This is a genomic window from Neobacillus sp. WH10, from assembly GCF_030123405.1.
Lineage (GTDB): Bacteria > Bacillota > Bacilli > Bacillales > Cytobacillaceae > Neobacillus.
Window position 1 is genome coordinate 3,800,010 of the sequence record NZ_CP126110.1, and the last position, 14,925, is coordinate 3,814,934.

Consider the following 14,925-nt stretch of genomic DNA (forward strand, 5'->3'; position numbering starts at 1 on the left):
GTCCTTGCTACGTCACAATTTTCTCCAAATGCGTGCTAAATTCTAAGTGGGATAAAAAGACCATCAAGTGAGATATTAGCTAAACTACTAGGCGCACCAATTAGCTTAAACTCTCCATTTGTATAATTATATTGAAAACGAACAGGACTACCTGAACCAAAATCCGTAAATCCAGTTAAGTTTACATATGTTCGATTACTTGTATAAGCGAATGGTCTATAGTTATCTGTCAAAACAAACAAAACATCTCCGGTTTTATTTGTACCATTTACATGACCAGATAAAGTCAATCCATCTAAAGATAAAAATACACGTGGTACACCTTGTGTGTTATCGGTTGTATTCCAATTGTTTAGCAAAGTTGGAGTATGAACTTTTGAGAAAGATATTAAATTTCTGCCTAAAATCGGGTCAAAATGTAGATTATCCCCAAATGGATTATTCAGTGTAAACGCAGGTTGGTTATATGTTCGATTGTACGGACCCACACCTAGATCCTTGCCAAGCGTATCATTTACATTGAAACTTTTTAAGTTATTAGATGGGTTGTAAAGTCTATCTAAATTATTTCCTGAACTATATATGTGTATAAGATTTTTACTCTCTAATGATTTACAGTCGGTTACCGATACTACACGAAAAACCCCTCCTAATTGTAAATCATTGTCAATTAACTTAATAATAGAAAAAGCACCTGTAAATAAGATATTTCCACCAAATTTTCCAGCTAAAGCCCCGTTTGCAATCTGATTAGGGAAATTGGTTGGAAGGTCTATATTGTCATAAATTTCTACGTAACAGTCTTTCATCGTAATTATTCCAGCTTCCGCGCCACTTCCATTAACAATTGATCCATTGAATATCTCAAAAGAACATTTCGAGATAGTCAAATTTGTTCCGTTTACAATAATAGCGTTATGAAATTTTTGAAAACGAGTGTCTTTTATATCTAAATTATTAGCTGAAAAATTAACTAAACATTCTTTTGATTTTTCAAATCTGCTATTTGTTATTTTACTGTAATAACCGTTGTAATTTGACAAAATACATCGTTCAAACCCACTAATAAATAGTCCATCTGTCATAATTGATACGTTACCATCTGTTATATCTATCCCTATAGAACCGATATTGAAATAATCTGTACTTACAGCAGGAATACCTAACAGTTGTATGTTTTGTAGTTTTAAATAATTAACGCTACCCATTACTTTAATTGCAATTGCACTACCACTATATTGAAGCTTAGAACTACCGTTTAATTGGCCATCCCCCGATATAGTAGTTCCAAATCTCGTGACTGTTAATGAAGTGAAAGGGAAAGTACCTTCTGGAATATAAACATGAGTGTAATTATCTAACGCCGTTTGGATTGCTGTTGTCCAATCACCACTCAGAGCAAGTAAAGCATTCCATCTAATATTAAATCCTGACTCTTTTAACCGATTGTCACTTTCTGTCAATTGCGTATCAACTTTATTCAATCGAGCATTCAAATTTACTTCATTTCCGCGAGCTTGAACGACCTCTGGATTGTTAGAACCAGCCTCAGCCACCACACGGTCAAACTGATTTTGTACATCATTTGCTTTATTGACAGCGTCATTTGATTTACTGTCAACCTGAGTAATTTGGCTTTGTAAATCGGTGATTCCCTCGCTTACTTCTTCTTGTTTGGCTAACTCAACATTGCCTTGATCACTACCAACAAAAAACCGTTTGGTGTCCTTTGTAAATCCTAGTTCTGCTTCTTCAAATTGAAGTAAATCCCGTTCTAATCCCTTAGTTGCTTTAACTTTCGGTGGTCTGAATATCATTAAAATTCACCTCCGCCATAGATGCCATTCTTGTCATCCGTAAACGAACCACCGTCAATGTCAGGAGTGGTTGGATTGGCTACTTTTTCTTGTGTTCCCACAATTCCGTATACATCTTTGATAGGTACAATAGCAGCAGGTCGTTTCCTTTTTAACTCATCGTATCGAGCATTATAGAAAGCTGATTTTTGTTGGTCTTCATTCATTAATAAATGGGCAGCTAATCCATAAGGTAAGGCCGTTGCCGCTGTTCGATCATCTATTTGTATAACATCATTTTCATTCGTAATGCCTAATGGTTGCAGATATGGTGGTAACAATTCCGCTTGTAACATTGTGAGAACATTCCACGACTTCTTTTTGTACTCGTCAGGATACCCTACAAATGTACCATCTTGTGATTCTTCATCCATTAAGGTCATGGCCATCATAAACACATCTTGAGCAATCACACTCATGCAATCACCTCTTTCTACAAAAAAAGGGGAGCAAAGCACAATTGCTCGCTCCCCCGTTAGACTACTTCTTCTTTTTATTGGCTTCTTCGGTTACTTCCTCGAAACCCTCGTTTAGATAGGCACTTGCCTGAATATCGTTTAATGCAACAACACGAACTTTTTTGCCTTTATCGTTTTCAATTTCAAATACTCGTTCCATTCAAAAAACCTCCTTATACTTCTTTCCAAGAGTAAATGGATTTCACACGGCTAGGAAGGATAAACGCATCGTAGTAGATACGTCCTTCAACCAAGTTACCATTGATTCCTGGAGGATTTTCATGAATTTTGTAGTCTTGTAATTTCTTAGGCGCACACATCGCTGATTTGTGAACGATGATGAACGGTGTTTTAGCTGGCATGTAAGGCGTGATAACCTTAACAATTGCCACACCATCGATTTCACCAACTTGACCTTTGATTAACAAGTTTTGAGCGATTTCAGATGCTTTAATGAAAGCAGGATCTTGTTTAACTTTGTTAATGTAAGCTGGCGTACAGAAAGCAATACGACCTTCTGACGGTACTTTGTTATCATCAAGATATTGAGTTGCTTGCAAGAATGAACTGTAAGCATTAGAGGTCGTGATGTTTGTTGCAGTCGGTACACCGCTGTTCGCTACTGCTGCAGCATCCCATTTCGTTAAACGGTAAGTGTCGATTTCCGGCACCACTACTTCATCATGTTGACGAGCAAGTGCCTTTCCTGCTTCACGAACATTCATAGAATCCTTTTTGTTTCCTTGGTCAATCGTGAATGTGAAGGAACGATCCTTTGTAATGGTGAATGGTGTTACAGTATCATCAAGTTCTGCCGCTACACCGTAACGAGCTGTACCGGAACGTGTGTAGTCATTCATTGCTGATGTAGAAATGTTATAAATGTTTACGGTTTTAACGCCATCCCAATCATATTCTTGGTGGGTCGCTGCTTCTGTAAGTGATTTTAGTTTAAACCTTTCATCTACCTTATCTGAATATTTAGTGGCTAAGTTTACTGCCATTTAAATCATCTCCTTAGATTGAGTTAAACCCAGCTAAGAAATCATCCTCACTCGCAATCTCAGTGCCGCCATGTGCCGTTGTAGACGTCACAGGCGCCCGATTAGCGTTAGTTTCATTCTGCTTGTAGGTTTGGATTTGTTGTTGTAATTGCTGATTTTGGTGTTCCATATACGCAAATTTAAGAGGCACACCGTTTTGAGTTGCTTGCCATACTGTTTCAGGGATTTGGTCTTTGTTTGAGTCGAAATCCCGTCCGTTGGCTTGCTTGAAGTAATCAAAAAACTCGTTATACTCCGCATTTTGCTTTTCTTGCTGTGCCTTGGTTTGCTTTTCGGCTTCGTATTGTTGGCGGAATTTTTTATTCTCAAGCATTTCAGATGCTAATTCCTCAGATATGCCTTGTTGCACTAACTCGTCAATGCGAGCCTGTTCCTGTTGTTGTTGTACAGCTTGAATATATTCATCTGCTGTCATGCCATTCTGATTTGCAAGGTTCTCGATAAATGCCAAACGTGGATCACTTTCAAGCGCTTGTAAACGTTCTTGGACTTTATCGAAGTGCATGCCTTTTTGAATAAACGGAACAGCTTCGTCATAAGATAACTCCTGTTCCTCTCTATTGAATTTCACTTTGAATTTAAGAGGTTCAGTTGTATCTTGTGGCGCTTCTGTTGTTTCGTCTGCTTGTGGTTGGGCATCCGTTTCAACAGGTGTTTCGTCTGCGATTTCGTTATCCAGTGGTAGGGATTCTTCGAAATCATCAGGTAAAATCATATCTTCATTCATTTGTAACGCTCCTTTCCCAGGGGTAGGGGAAATATAGCCTTTTAATGCCTTGCTTAGGGCAAAATAAAAACACCTACATAACAGGTGCTTGTGGTTGTGCTAATTGTGCTAATATTGCTTGTTGCTTTTCAGGTGGTGCATTATAAAACGCTTGTTGCTCCTCTGGTGACAATTGAGCAATAGCATTCCGTGGGTCATTCGCCATTTCCTCTGCCATTTGCATTTGCTGTTTAATTTTGCTGATTAACTCTTGTTTTTGTGGGATGTATTCTTCTGGCACCCTCTCAAGGTAATCAACAAACTCTATTTTCTCGCGATCTAGTAAACTATCTAATGTTTGTAGTGAAGCAATCTCAGACCAATATGAGGACTCACCTACATCTGCCCGTACATTTAGCCACATATCTTTAAATTGACTGAAATCATATTCAATGATCTGTTTTTCACCATCAGCTTCAATGACTACCGGACGTGTACCGTAATAAGTACCCATCATGTCAAACAAGATCCGGCCGATATCCTCAATCCACTCATAAAGGTTTGCTCTTGGATTTTCAAGAGGAATAGCACTGGACTTTTGCACCGCTATAATGGCTGATGTATTCTTAGGGTTTTCGATTTGACCCATAGCCACATCACTAATGCCCAGCGTCTCTTTCGTGTACTGCATGGCTAACTCGATGGTTTGGATAATTTGATTACTCATGTTACCAGGTTCAAGATAACCAGCTACATTTCGAATAGGAGCTTCCATTGGCGCCCCACTGATGGGGATTGCCGCACCGATAGAGTTATCCCACACACTGATTAAATCAGCGTTATATACAGCTTTAGGAAAGGCTGTCATCATCAAATGGTACATAATCATAGCGAATGAACGATTGATAAAGATTTGGTTTGGCAATAGTCCAGTTGCTAACGCTCTGCCATGATACGTATTCTTTTGTTTTTCCCAGTTTGCCCATGCTACAGGATAAGTTGATAAACCTGTGTCGATGTCCTTATAGATATAAGCATTCTCAACACTCTTGGACGCTGTGATCGCTTCAACCTCTACCTCTATTTCATTGCCCATCTCGTCCGTTTGCTTTCGCTTAACCTTTTTCTTTCGGTACACAATAATATAAAGTGCTTTGCCGTATTCATCGGCATCTACTTCTAACTTACCATTGTCAGAGGATTGCTCACTGTAATTCTTGTCAGACTTAATAGCGTCAACGTCTTGATCACTTTTCTTAAAACGTTTCGCCTCGTCGCGAAGGTTCTGCACCATATCACGACCACTGATGATGATATAAGGCTGTGCATCAGTCCGGGGATTGTTGGCATTACCGAAAAATACATTCGTGCCATCTACCAATTCCATTTCGATTTCACCTTTGATCATTTCATACTGATTGGCATAAGGTTTTTTGCTCATATCAAAGTAAAAGTGGGCAGCATAATCACCAGTGTTAGCACCGTCAAATAATGCTTCTTTGATTTTGAAGTCCATCTTGAACTTTTCGAAGAGGTTTTCTACCTGTGCATTAGCGAATACAGAAGGAGAAAACACATCGTCACCGTTATCAACATTTAACAGTGGTTCAAAGTGTAATTTAGTCTTACTTGCCGTTAAGGATGCAACAAAGAAGGTAACAACACGTTTGATAATATTGAATACAGGTTGTGGCATGTCCTCGGCTTCTAAGTTCCGCCACTGGTTGCCGGCAAAAAACTCAAGGTTTGCATCAACCGTGTCATAATAGTTTGGCTTGAGACCGTTGTTATACTTCTTACCGGCCTCGTATAATTTCCAATCGGAAGTTTTCTCACTCAAATTATGTCACCTTCTTTCTTGCTGTCGCTTGAGCAACATCGTATTGCATCAACTTCATAAAATTCTCTTGTAATTTGGCTTGTTTATGAATCGTGCTTTCGTCTACTTCTTTATCAGGTGGTTTCTGCTTGGCATAGCGTGTACCCAAATAGAAAAAGAAAAGAAGGCATAAAAAAAAGACTGCTGCTGTGAGTAGTCCGTAGATAAATTGCATATTAGTTCACCCTATTCTTTACAGTTTCAACAACAATTCGAGGTTTTGAAGTATCTTCTCCACCGTAATCGTCACACGCTTTGTTTGGACAGATCATCGGTATATTTGTATAAGCGATTGTTTCTTTATCTGGTGTATCGTCATTCTCAAACGTCATTTGAGAGATACCGGTACGTAGTAAGCTATTGCACTTTGGGCATGTTTCCATATTATCACCACTTTGTATAAGCATTTATTTGAGGCTTTCCGCCTGTCATTTGTTTGATGGCCTTAGCGTGTTTCTCGGCTGGGGTTGGGTTGTCAGGGTCAGGTTCAATCGGTATATCTGCATTGAAGTAGAATAGTTTATTTAAAGCTTGGGAACCACCATCTACATCATCATCATTCTTACCTCTTGGAAATGCAGACCATTGATCGAGGTATTCATTTACCCACGGTTCATTTTTCGGCAACCACACATTACCTGATTCAATGTAATCGGAAATAGCGCTAACCCTAGCGATTTTACTTTCTTTAGGATTAACCGCAATAATTCCTGGTATTTTTTTTCGCAACATAGAGATAATTGCAGATCCGTTTGCTTTATCCTCTATATAAATTCCGCTTATATCTGGATAACGCTGTTTCATTTTCTTTATTTCTTTAAGCGTTGTAGGAAAATCCATCCGAGCGTTTATCCTATCAACTAAATAGGCATTAACTCCTCTTTTCCCCCACGCTTGAATAGAAACAAAATCCGATGTATCACTTTCTTTAAATGTAGCATCTACACTCATTATTAAACGAGGTAAGGAAGGGAGTGTATCATACTTTTTCCACCACGCACGTTTAACCATGTTACCTTCTGCCGCTGTAGGTCTGCCTTGATAAAGGGAATTGAAACTAGATGGATATCGTTTCCTTTCCGCAATGAAGGAATATCCATAACGTTCAGGCCATAAAGGTTCTCCCAGTTGTCTACCAAGGATATCATTTTCCTCTGCCTCCAAAGGAAAATTGTAAACTCGCCAATTGAGAGGTTCACCATACTCAGGATTTAGCAATCTACCTTGTAGATCATCCTCATGCCATCGGGTCAGAATTAATATAACTATCGCCCCAGGATGCAAACGAGAAGAAAAAGAATCAATCCATTCATCCCATATCTTTTCTCGATGGGTTTCACTGTCTGCTTCTTCACGGTTCTTGATAGGATCATCTATAATCATTAAGTCTGCACCTTGACCTGTAATACCCGATAACACCCCACGGCTAATCATACCGCCTATATTATTATCTAAAGCCCATTCATCGTGTGCTGAACTGTCTTTAGCAATTTCGATATTGAATAATTCCTTGCCATATTGACGAACTTTCTCTTTATTCTTCTTACCAAACTTTCGAGCAAAGGTATCGTTATAGGAAATCTCAATGATTCTATCCTCTGGAAACTGTCCTAAGTAGTAAGAAGGCAACGTTTCAGTTATCGTCATCGACTTACTATGACGTGGAGGCATGTTCAAGGCAATGTATTGATTCTCTGTTGGTATTAAACCGTCACGCATTTGTTTCTTTTTGTCTATTGCGTATTGAATCACATTTGCAATAAATTCAGTGTGTGGAGCTGTTTTGTATCTGCCCTCATGAGTGAATACTACATAATCAATGTAATTCTTTCGGGCCAATTCTCTTTTTATATCAATCAGTCTTAGTGAGGATGCTTTCAATTTGTTTCAACTCCTCAACTGACAGCTTGCTTAGATCATTATGAACCGTTTGAGTTATATCACCGGTTATTTGTTGTTTCTCGATGAAAGCAGCATTTGTTTTCGCTATATATTCAGAAGCTTTTAAACGGTCTTTAATCTCTGCTTCATTATCTCGCATGGTATTAGTCCAAAACTGTTTTACTTCCTCCATGTTGGCTACTCTGTCACTCTCAAGCTGTTTATTGCGTTGCTCTATATATTCCACTATCTTAGGATTTCTTAGTAATTTATGGGATTCTACACCAGCTATATTGTCGGAGGTCGCACTGTATCCTGCTCTCTTATAGGATTCCGTTGCATTCCCTGTTTCAATGTAATAATCAGCAAATCTCTTCTGTTTCTCTGTTAGCTTCACATCATTCACCTTCCCCCTTGCTGATTAGACTAATCACTCTAACTTTCTAATTATTAGACTGTTTTACTACTAAATCATAAAAGTCTTTGAATTCCTCATACACCCGAATGTACCGATTATTCTTTATTCCTGACATCTCAATTACTTTAATCCCAGTTACACCTAATCGATACCCTTTTGTTTTGGCATAGCCTGACCAACCTAATAAGGAATTCGTGTTTACAAAGTATTGTTTTCGTATGATGGGTTTTTGGTTCCTTAAATCTATGTCCACATAATATTCAGAACCGTGTTGCCTTCTATGTGTGTGTTCGCCCCATATAACATCGCATCTCCACTCTTCGCCCTTCTCTTGCAGCTTATTCAGATTCATTTTCTTTCCTGTGCTTCCTGTTATGTGGTGGTGGAAATGAGTGTATGCATTTTTTCTCACGCTGAATTGTATGAGTGCTAAATCACCAAAGTATTGGATGCCTAATATGTCACTTAACCATTCACCTGGTGACATATCATTAAACTCTTGAGATCGTGTTCCGTCATGATTACCATCTATTTTGCCTATGACCCTATCCTTAATAGGTTCTAAGTATTGAATGATTCCTTTTCTTGTGAGTTTCCCATATTCATACTGACCTTTTATCTGTTCTCGTGGTGTCATGTTTTCTTCAAACGGAGAGGACTTACTCCCTTTATTAGCGTGGTTGATTGTATCCCCACCCAAGAATACATAAAAATTCGGTATTTCTTTGATCACTTCGATTAGATTCTCAAATGTTTTTGTATCAAACCCTTTATGTCCTAGATGGATATCGGAAATGTCAGTGTAAAAGATACGGTCTGCATCTACTTTGATATGCTTGTAATGATTTAAAAGCATATCCTGTGTTTCCTGTAAATTATCAAATGTTTTCGACATTTCCTCACCGCCTTAATACCTTCCGACCCCGCCCACATGTCGATATGAAGGTTTGTTTTTCCCACTTATGACCATCGTATATAAATTTCATTGAACGCATAATAAAAAGACGACTACCACTTTATTAGGAGCTTTCGCTCGTAAGTGATAATCGCCTTATTTTGTTATTGTTCCTATAGCCTAGGACACACCCTCGTTATATTTCCGGGAGTGGAAGGAACAAATAACTTTATACACGGGTAAGGATTTGCACCTTACATAGCCTGCTATGCCTTGGGGTGGTATCGAAGCACCGACTTGTGGCTTTGCAAAAGGGTATTGCAATTGCGTTCCCCTCGGTATATTACTACCGATATTTACCACAGTTCTACCAACTGAACTACCTAGCGTCTACTTATTCCGCCACCGTGTGTGTTTTAAAAGACGATACCGCCCGAGGTTGCAGTACCGCCTTTTGAATACCTGTAGTACGGATAATAACGATCGAGGATATTTCCGTACCCTGTAAAACTTCTACACTATCATAATATCATGGAAAATGGTGCCATGTACGGCTTTTTTACTGCAATATTCTGCCACTTCGCTGTTTATTCGAATTGCGACATAATTAGAGTTTAATTTTTCTACTATGAATTATGTGGCTACCGAGTAATAACCCTTTCATATGTGCCAGTTCTTTTTCGGTCATTTCCGTATTATTTCTTGAAGATATTTCGGTATGAAATCCATAACTTATATCTTTAAATTTCTGTAATAATCCTTTAACCAGTTGAGTTGATTCCACTCTTTTTACTTCGTGAGGGTCTGCGTGATAATATTCTTCAGTCATAATATTAAATAGATTATACAAACCATTTTCTAAATGCCCGTGAAATGTATAAACATTTTCTTCATCGTCAACATAATACGTTTTTCTCAACTTTTTCACCCTTTCGTTATGTCACAATTTGTGTCTACTGTCCCTTAAATAAATCCAAATGCTTCCGCCACAACTGCAATCATTTCTCTTTTCAATCGGTAATAGGTTCTATCGGGTAAATTCAAATCCGTGTAAACATCTACATCGTACCGGCCTAATAAAAACTTATGATCCCATATCCTTTGTTGTACAGGTTTTAATGAATAGTACACTAAATCAAGTTTCCTCTTTGTCTTTGTGTATTCATCTATTTCAACTTTGTTTATGGCAAGAGTTTCTGTTTCACTGTGAAACTGATTACTTCTTTGTGCTTCGCTAGCTTGATAATTCACGACTAATTTAGGGGCATCCAGTTTCTTTGACTCAATGATTGCTTCAAGATTTTTATAGCTGCTCATAAGCTTTTCGGTTTTCCGTTTTACTTCATTGCTTAATCTGGTATCTAAGAAAGCTAATTGCATCATATACCCCCTATAAATCCGTCTGATATTTGCTAATCGTCTGCAATAGCGTAGCTTCCGTCCTCAACGTTTCCATGCTATCCCTTGCGCTGTCATACAACGACTTGGCTATATCTCGATTAAACTTTAAATCTGCTGTGTTGCCCCGTGCTGTATCAGGTATGAGAGTAGCTTGCATTCCATCAGCTTTTAGCTTGAGTATTTCCTGTGCTAACGCTATGCGATATTCTCTTTCCGCTTTATCCTTCAATTTAGCTTGCTTGTACACTTCGATGATGACTTTATCCATGCGAGTTTTCACGTTTCGCATTTCTTGGATGACTTCGGATAATTCAATTGTACGAGCCATTTACTTCACCTTCTTGTAGTCGTCAAATGAAATAGACAATCTCCAAATGTTCATATCCCAACCCAACGGAACTTTTCTAAAAGAGAAAAATTTAATATCTTCCTTATCCCACTCACTGCCGTATACAAAAGATAAATACTTTGGATGCATAGGACTTCCCCAACTAATCGTCACTTATCCACCAACTCCTTAAACTTATCCAACGTCATACAGACTAGCCATTGTTTATTGTCCGTTCTCAACGCTACTGCATCTGGCTTTTCTTGTTCATCCTCTATCCATTCGTATAATTGTTTAAAGCCGCTTTTCCGTCGTTTTACTTCCCATTCAAGACCTAAACCTATTACGTCATTTCCATATCCTTCTTGCGCCCCTGACAACGGTACACGATGACCGCCTATTAATTTAGCAAACTCTCTTTCGGCACGTTGCCCCTTATCTCTACTAGCTTTTCCCATTTTGACACCGCTCTTTATAAAGTTCGATTAACTTCTCGCTTGAGAGGTTATTTAAATAGTCCGGGCTGATATTCGTTTTCATTTCTAGTTCGAATAAGATGGTTTGTCTTTCTACTGGGTCTAGTTTACTCATTCCGGTTCACACTTCTTTCCTTGTCAAAACCATCTGGATATCGATTATTAAGTTTGTATATATTTGTTTCCAGCACCTCTTCTAACGTAATCCCAAATAACTCCATCAATCCGAACCTGTACCAAAAATCATCACCAAATTCTTTGATAAGTTTTGTCCTTTCTCCTTCTAATGGATGTCCTTGGAAAACAATCTTCTTAACTATATCCACAATTTCGCCTGTTTCTCCCGCACATCCCATTGCATAATTAGTCAATTTTTCTGGTATAGACTGTTCTTTGCTTTCTGTCCTCTTTCTTTCTTCCATATATTCGTTTAATCTCACGCTCCGACTCTCCTCTTATAAATCCCATATTGTTTTAATTTGTTCCGTACCGTATAGGGGTCTAAACCTAATTCCCACGCAATCTCTGACATGTTCATGCCTTTTGCGTACAGTCTGACTAAGTCAGGAAGAAGGTTTTCGCTCCATCGCATTTGTAATTCACGAGCCGCCCGATATTTGAAATCAATCGGGCAGTCCTCATGAAGGGCTATTTGTAATAGTTGACGTTTAGAAGCATCCTCAAAATGGAAGATTGTCATCTGAGATACCTACTCCGTTTTGAAATGGATCGTTATCAATTTTTGTGCTGCTAGTAGGAGCATATAGTCCACCATTATCCGGTTGCTTATTGCCATCTTTCTTCGGTTCTAAAAACTGTACCGATTCCGCTACTACCTCAGTCACATAAATTTTCTTACCATCCTGTCCTTCATAGTTGCGTGTTTGAATCCTTCCGTCCACTCCAGCAAGCGACCCTTTCTTTAGGAAGTTCGCGACGTTCTCGGCTGCTTTTTTCCATACGACACAGTTGATAAAATCGGATTCCTTTTCTTTGCTGAATGGACGGTTAACTGCTAGTGTGAAGGTAGCTACAGGCACTCCATTTGGTGTATAGCGTAAATCAGGATCCTTGGTTAATCTTCCTACTAATACGACTCTATTTAACATTTGTTTTCCTCCTAAACTTGTACAATTTGTGACATATATTTACAGCGATTTACTAAAATGGTAGTTTTGATAGGGGACTGTTACCCCAGCCCTCTTTCTACCCCGGTACTGCTGGCCAAGAAGCGTACTGGGGATTTTTATTCAACATAATCACTCTTGTGTTTCGTGTTTTCTCAAATCACGTTCATAAGTACGTTTTTTTACAGTGATAACATATTCTAGTCCAATTGGAGTATCGAGCCACGCTTGAACTTTCTTAAACCCGTTGATTGACTTAGTTACATTTAACTCTTTTAATTTTGAAAGATGTACGTTAACAGTCCCTTGGTATCTATCGTCTTTATCTGAAAGCCTCACTTCGAAAAAGCGATATCCATACACATTTGCACTTGCTATTACTTTCGCGGAGACAACATCATTTAAATTCGCAATGCATTTTTTTGTATTTTCGACCATTGTTTGACTCATTTATGTTCCTCCTACTGTTCCGATATTTTTACGATATGTTCACATAACCCTTTAGGGATTACTGAACGTTCAACCGCATTCGCCCTTCCTTGTGTACCTCTTTTACTTCCTCTTGGAGCCGCTTCATGACAAGGATCCCCATTCTTACACATTGGCTTGAATTGTGGGTTTTGGTGATTTCCCCAGACATCTGTTGGTTTCATTCGATCATCCCCATATTGACAATAAGTCACGGTATACCTTGGCAACATTTGCATGAAGTCCATTTTCCGCATACCACCTCTTGGATTTTCAATATACCAATACTTAGGTCTTAATCTTTGAATAAGATAAAGGGTGTGTTTTACTAATTCATCCGAAATCTTTGCAAAATCACTTTTCGGAAGTAAGTTTTCATTCTTTTCTCTGGACCGATGATGTGAGATAGCTGCAATACTATATGAAGTACAGGGAGGAGAAGCCCATATTATATCGGGCTTTCCAAACTGTTCTAAAATCAATTCCGGTGTCACTTCTAAAACATCTGCATATAAACTGATGTTTTTATGTCGCTGATCTATTTCAATCGAAAAAGTTTCATGACCAGCCTCTTCAAATGCTTTTGAAATGCTACGAGTGCCAGCAAACAATTCTAAGATTTTCATGTTCGCTTGTCGTTCCCCTTTCCTATTGTGTAATATGGATAATGGGTAATTTTATGCTTGTTTTGGTAAAAATTCATAACGTTGCCCGTCAAACTTTAAAATCTCATGCTTTTTACTAAATGGATTCTCTTTCTTGATCTGTTCTTTCTTTATTCCTTCTTCATAACATGTGAGGATAGATAATTCTTCTCCGTCCAGTGTGTGTTTTTGATGTTCTGTTACTCGTCGCATAGACGGTCACCGTTTTCGTCCAGGTTCTTTTCTACCCACGTTTCGAACCATTTCCGCACTTCTCTTAAAGCGTGTGCTTCTCGATGACATGATAGGCAAATGCTTACTCCGTTCCGTTTGCTGTTATCTCCCATCTGTGACTTGTAGATGCAGTGGTGTGGTACGGATTCGAGGTGATATGAACCGCATCTTATACACTGGTATCCATCGCGTTCAAAGATTTCCTTTATGGTCTTAGCTGAGAATTTCCCTCTGTTTCCTCGTTTCGGCACTCGGCGATTGAAGGACGGTTTTGGTACGTCTCTCACACTTAAATCCATAGGGCAATCAATTCCCTAAATGCTTTATTTTCTTTTTTGTATCTCACCAGCGTTTTACCAGCATTTTCAAGATGTTTCTTTTGGTTCTCAACTGTGTAGTCGCTTCGGATGAGTTTATCCCGTGTATCTAACAACTGATCCCTATAGTTGTCTCGCTCTTTTTTCAAAGTATCAGCTTCATTCTTTACATCCTCGCAAGCAGCAACGATATGTTCATATTTTTCAATTTTTGCTCGGAGTTTATGAATCAGTTTACTTTTATCATCACTTACTTGTTTAGATTGTTTTAAACGTCTTCTCAAATAACCAATTAATTGCTCATATTCGGCTGTTTTATCATCCTTTATCGTTGCCACTTTTTCTTCCTCCCTAGGTTATTTCCGATTTCTTTTAATTGGTCATATACCTGGCAACCTTTGCATTTTATTTCTGCTGCTTTTGTAGAGTTGTATTTCTCGCACCTTTTACACGTTTCCAGTAATCCGTCCATTTTATAGAGAAGGGATACTCGGTTCATAGGCTCTCATATTCCATTAATTTTTTTGTGTAAAACTCTGCTTTTTGTAAATCCTTTAATCCACCTTTTTCTTTGTACCGGGCTACATATTTATGAATAGAACCGATTGCAAATCCTTCAGCCACAGTAACCTTTTTATTAACGTAATGCTGTTCTAAAAATCCGATAACATCGATACCGCCTTTGTGATAGTGTGAAGGTTTGTTTATTTCATCTTCAAAAGTTATCGGTTCTAAACAGTCATCCTCATAATTGATATTTGTCAAGGCTTTCT

General features: G+C 38.5%; 26 protein-coding genes. All 26 read right to left on the reverse strand.

Annotated elements, in window-relative coordinates:
• Window positions 1–35: 35 nt before the first annotated feature.
• The 26 genes from QNH20_RS18315 to QNH20_RS18435 all read right to left on the reverse strand — a co-directional run bounded on the left by QNH20_RS18315 (window position 36) and on the right by QNH20_RS18435 (window position 14,917).
• A complete protein-coding gene (locus QNH20_RS18315) occupies window positions 36–1,817 on the reverse strand; it encodes a hypothetical protein (RefSeq protein ID WP_283919412.1) in 1,782 nt (593 codons plus the stop codon).
• Entirely contained in the window at window positions 1,817–2,275 is a 459-nt protein-coding gene (locus QNH20_RS18320; protein WP_283919413.1) for a hypothetical protein, read from the reverse strand. Before QNH20_RS18320 ends, QNH20_RS18315 begins: the two co-directional genes overlap by 1 nt.
• A gap of 61 nt (window positions 2,276–2,336) precedes the next feature.
• On the reverse strand, window positions 2,337–2,474 hold the full coding sequence (locus QNH20_RS18325; RefSeq protein WP_283919414.1) for a hypothetical protein: 138 nt from the start codon (window positions 2,472–2,474) through the stop codon (window positions 2,337–2,339).
• Between the two features lie 13 nt (window positions 2,475–2,487).
• Window positions 2,488–3,318 (reverse strand): major capsid protein, encoded by an 831-nt coding sequence (locus QNH20_RS18330; RefSeq protein ID WP_283919415.1) that lies wholly within the window; start codon window positions 3,316–3,318, stop codon window positions 2,488–2,490.
• A gap of 13 nt (window positions 3,319–3,331) precedes the next feature.
• The gene (locus tag QNH20_RS18335; RefSeq protein ID WP_283919416.1) at window positions 3,332–4,105 is read right to left on the reverse strand and encodes a hypothetical protein; all 774 of its coding nucleotides are present in this window, start codon (window positions 4,103–4,105) and stop codon (window positions 3,332–3,334) included.
• 73 nt (window positions 4,106–4,178) lie between these two features.
• Window positions 4,179–5,924, reverse strand: coding sequence for a hypothetical protein (locus tag QNH20_RS18340; RefSeq protein ID WP_283919417.1), 1,746 nt, complete (start codon window positions 5,922–5,924; stop codon window positions 4,179–4,181).
• A gap of 1 nt (window position 5,925) precedes the next feature.
• Window positions 5,926–6,138: a hypothetical protein gene (locus tag QNH20_RS18345; RefSeq protein ID WP_283919418.1), complete on the reverse strand. Its 213-nt coding sequence runs from the start codon at window positions 6,136–6,138 to the stop codon at window positions 5,926–5,928.
• Between the two features lies 1 nt (window position 6,139).
• Window positions 6,140–6,346, reverse strand: coding sequence for a hypothetical protein (locus QNH20_RS18350; protein ID WP_283919419.1), 207 nt, complete (start codon window positions 6,344–6,346; stop codon window positions 6,140–6,142).
• A gap of 4 nt (window positions 6,347–6,350) precedes the next feature.
• On the reverse strand, window positions 6,351–7,844 hold the full coding sequence (gene terL, locus QNH20_RS18355; RefSeq protein ID WP_283919420.1) for a phage terminase large subunit: 1,494 nt from the start codon (window positions 7,842–7,844) through the stop codon (window positions 6,351–6,353).
• Window positions 7,816–8,250 (reverse strand): terminase small subunit, encoded by a 435-nt coding sequence (locus QNH20_RS18360; protein ID WP_283919421.1) that lies wholly within the window; start codon window positions 8,248–8,250, stop codon window positions 7,816–7,818. Before QNH20_RS18360 ends, terL begins: the two co-directional genes overlap by 29 nt.
• Before the next feature lie 37 nt (window positions 8,251–8,287).
• On the reverse strand, window positions 8,288–9,157 hold the full coding sequence (locus QNH20_RS18365) for a hypothetical protein (RefSeq protein WP_283919422.1): 870 nt from the start codon (window positions 9,155–9,157) through the stop codon (window positions 8,288–8,290).
• A gap of 607 nt (window positions 9,158–9,764) precedes the next feature.
• Complete coding sequence (locus tag QNH20_RS18370; RefSeq protein ID WP_283919423.1) at window positions 9,765–10,076, reverse strand: hypothetical protein; 312 nt, start codon at window positions 10,074–10,076, stop codon at window positions 9,765–9,767.
• Between the two features lie 44 nt (window positions 10,077–10,120).
• Window positions 10,121–10,540 (reverse strand): ArpU family phage packaging/lysis transcriptional regulator, encoded by a 420-nt coding sequence (locus tag QNH20_RS18375; protein WP_283919424.1) that lies wholly within the window; start codon window positions 10,538–10,540, stop codon window positions 10,121–10,123.
• Between the two features lie 7 nt (window positions 10,541–10,547).
• Window positions 10,548–10,886, reverse strand: coding sequence for a hypothetical protein (locus QNH20_RS18380; RefSeq protein WP_283919425.1), 339 nt, complete (start codon window positions 10,884–10,886; stop codon window positions 10,548–10,550).
• Complete coding sequence (locus QNH20_RS18385) at window positions 10,887–11,060, reverse strand: hypothetical protein (protein WP_283919426.1); 174 nt, start codon at window positions 11,058–11,060, stop codon at window positions 10,887–10,889. It lies immediately after the preceding gene.
• Entirely contained in the window at window positions 11,057–11,344 is a 288-nt protein-coding gene (locus QNH20_RS18390; protein WP_283919427.1) for a hypothetical protein, read from the reverse strand. Before QNH20_RS18390 ends, QNH20_RS18385 begins: the two co-directional genes overlap by 4 nt.
• Window positions 11,331–11,477 (reverse strand): hypothetical protein, encoded by a 147-nt coding sequence (locus QNH20_RS18395; protein ID WP_283919428.1) that lies wholly within the window; start codon window positions 11,475–11,477, stop codon window positions 11,331–11,333. The genes QNH20_RS18390 and QNH20_RS18395 overlap by 14 nt, the downstream gene beginning before the upstream one ends.
• A complete protein-coding gene (locus QNH20_RS18400; RefSeq protein WP_283919429.1) occupies window positions 11,470–11,802 on the reverse strand; it encodes a nucleoside triphosphate pyrophosphohydrolase family protein in 333 nt (110 codons plus the stop codon). The genes QNH20_RS18395 and QNH20_RS18400 overlap by 8 nt, the downstream gene beginning before the upstream one ends.
• Window positions 11,799–12,062 (reverse strand): helix-turn-helix domain-containing protein, encoded by a 264-nt coding sequence (locus QNH20_RS18405; RefSeq protein ID WP_283919430.1) that lies wholly within the window; start codon window positions 12,060–12,062, stop codon window positions 11,799–11,801. Before QNH20_RS18405 ends, QNH20_RS18400 begins: the two co-directional genes overlap by 4 nt.
• Window positions 12,043–12,471 (reverse strand): single-stranded DNA-binding protein, encoded by a 429-nt coding sequence (gene ssb, locus QNH20_RS18410; RefSeq protein WP_283919431.1) that lies wholly within the window; start codon window positions 12,469–12,471, stop codon window positions 12,043–12,045. The genes QNH20_RS18405 and ssb overlap by 20 nt, the downstream gene beginning before the upstream one ends.
• Window positions 12,472–12,621: 150 nt before the next feature.
• Complete coding sequence (locus QNH20_RS18415; protein WP_283919432.1) at window positions 12,622–12,939, reverse strand: hypothetical protein; 318 nt, start codon at window positions 12,937–12,939, stop codon at window positions 12,622–12,624.
• Window positions 12,940–12,950: 11 nt separating this feature from the next.
• Window positions 12,951–13,583: a DNA cytosine methyltransferase gene (locus QNH20_RS18420; RefSeq protein WP_283919433.1), complete on the reverse strand. Its 633-nt coding sequence runs from the start codon at window positions 13,581–13,583 to the stop codon at window positions 12,951–12,953.
• Between the two features lie 51 nt (window positions 13,584–13,634).
• A complete protein-coding gene (locus tag QNH20_RS18425; protein ID WP_283919434.1) occupies window positions 13,635–13,814 on the reverse strand; it encodes a hypothetical protein in 180 nt (59 codons plus the stop codon).
• Window positions 13,802–14,134, reverse strand: coding sequence for an HNH endonuclease (locus tag QNH20_RS27115; RefSeq protein WP_481857989.1), 333 nt, complete (start codon window positions 14,132–14,134; stop codon window positions 13,802–13,804). Before QNH20_RS27115 ends, QNH20_RS18425 begins: the two co-directional genes overlap by 13 nt.
• Window positions 14,125–14,490, reverse strand: a complete 366-nt coding sequence (locus tag QNH20_RS18430; protein WP_283919435.1) for a hypothetical protein — start codon at window positions 14,488–14,490, stop codon at window positions 14,125–14,127. Before QNH20_RS18430 ends, QNH20_RS27115 begins: the two co-directional genes overlap by 10 nt.
• A 157-nt stretch (window positions 14,491–14,647) precedes the next feature.
• Window positions 14,648–14,917: a DUF3310 domain-containing protein gene (locus QNH20_RS18435; protein WP_283919436.1), complete on the reverse strand. Its 270-nt coding sequence runs from the start codon at window positions 14,915–14,917 to the stop codon at window positions 14,648–14,650.
• Window positions 14,918–14,925: the final 8 nt, after the last annotated feature.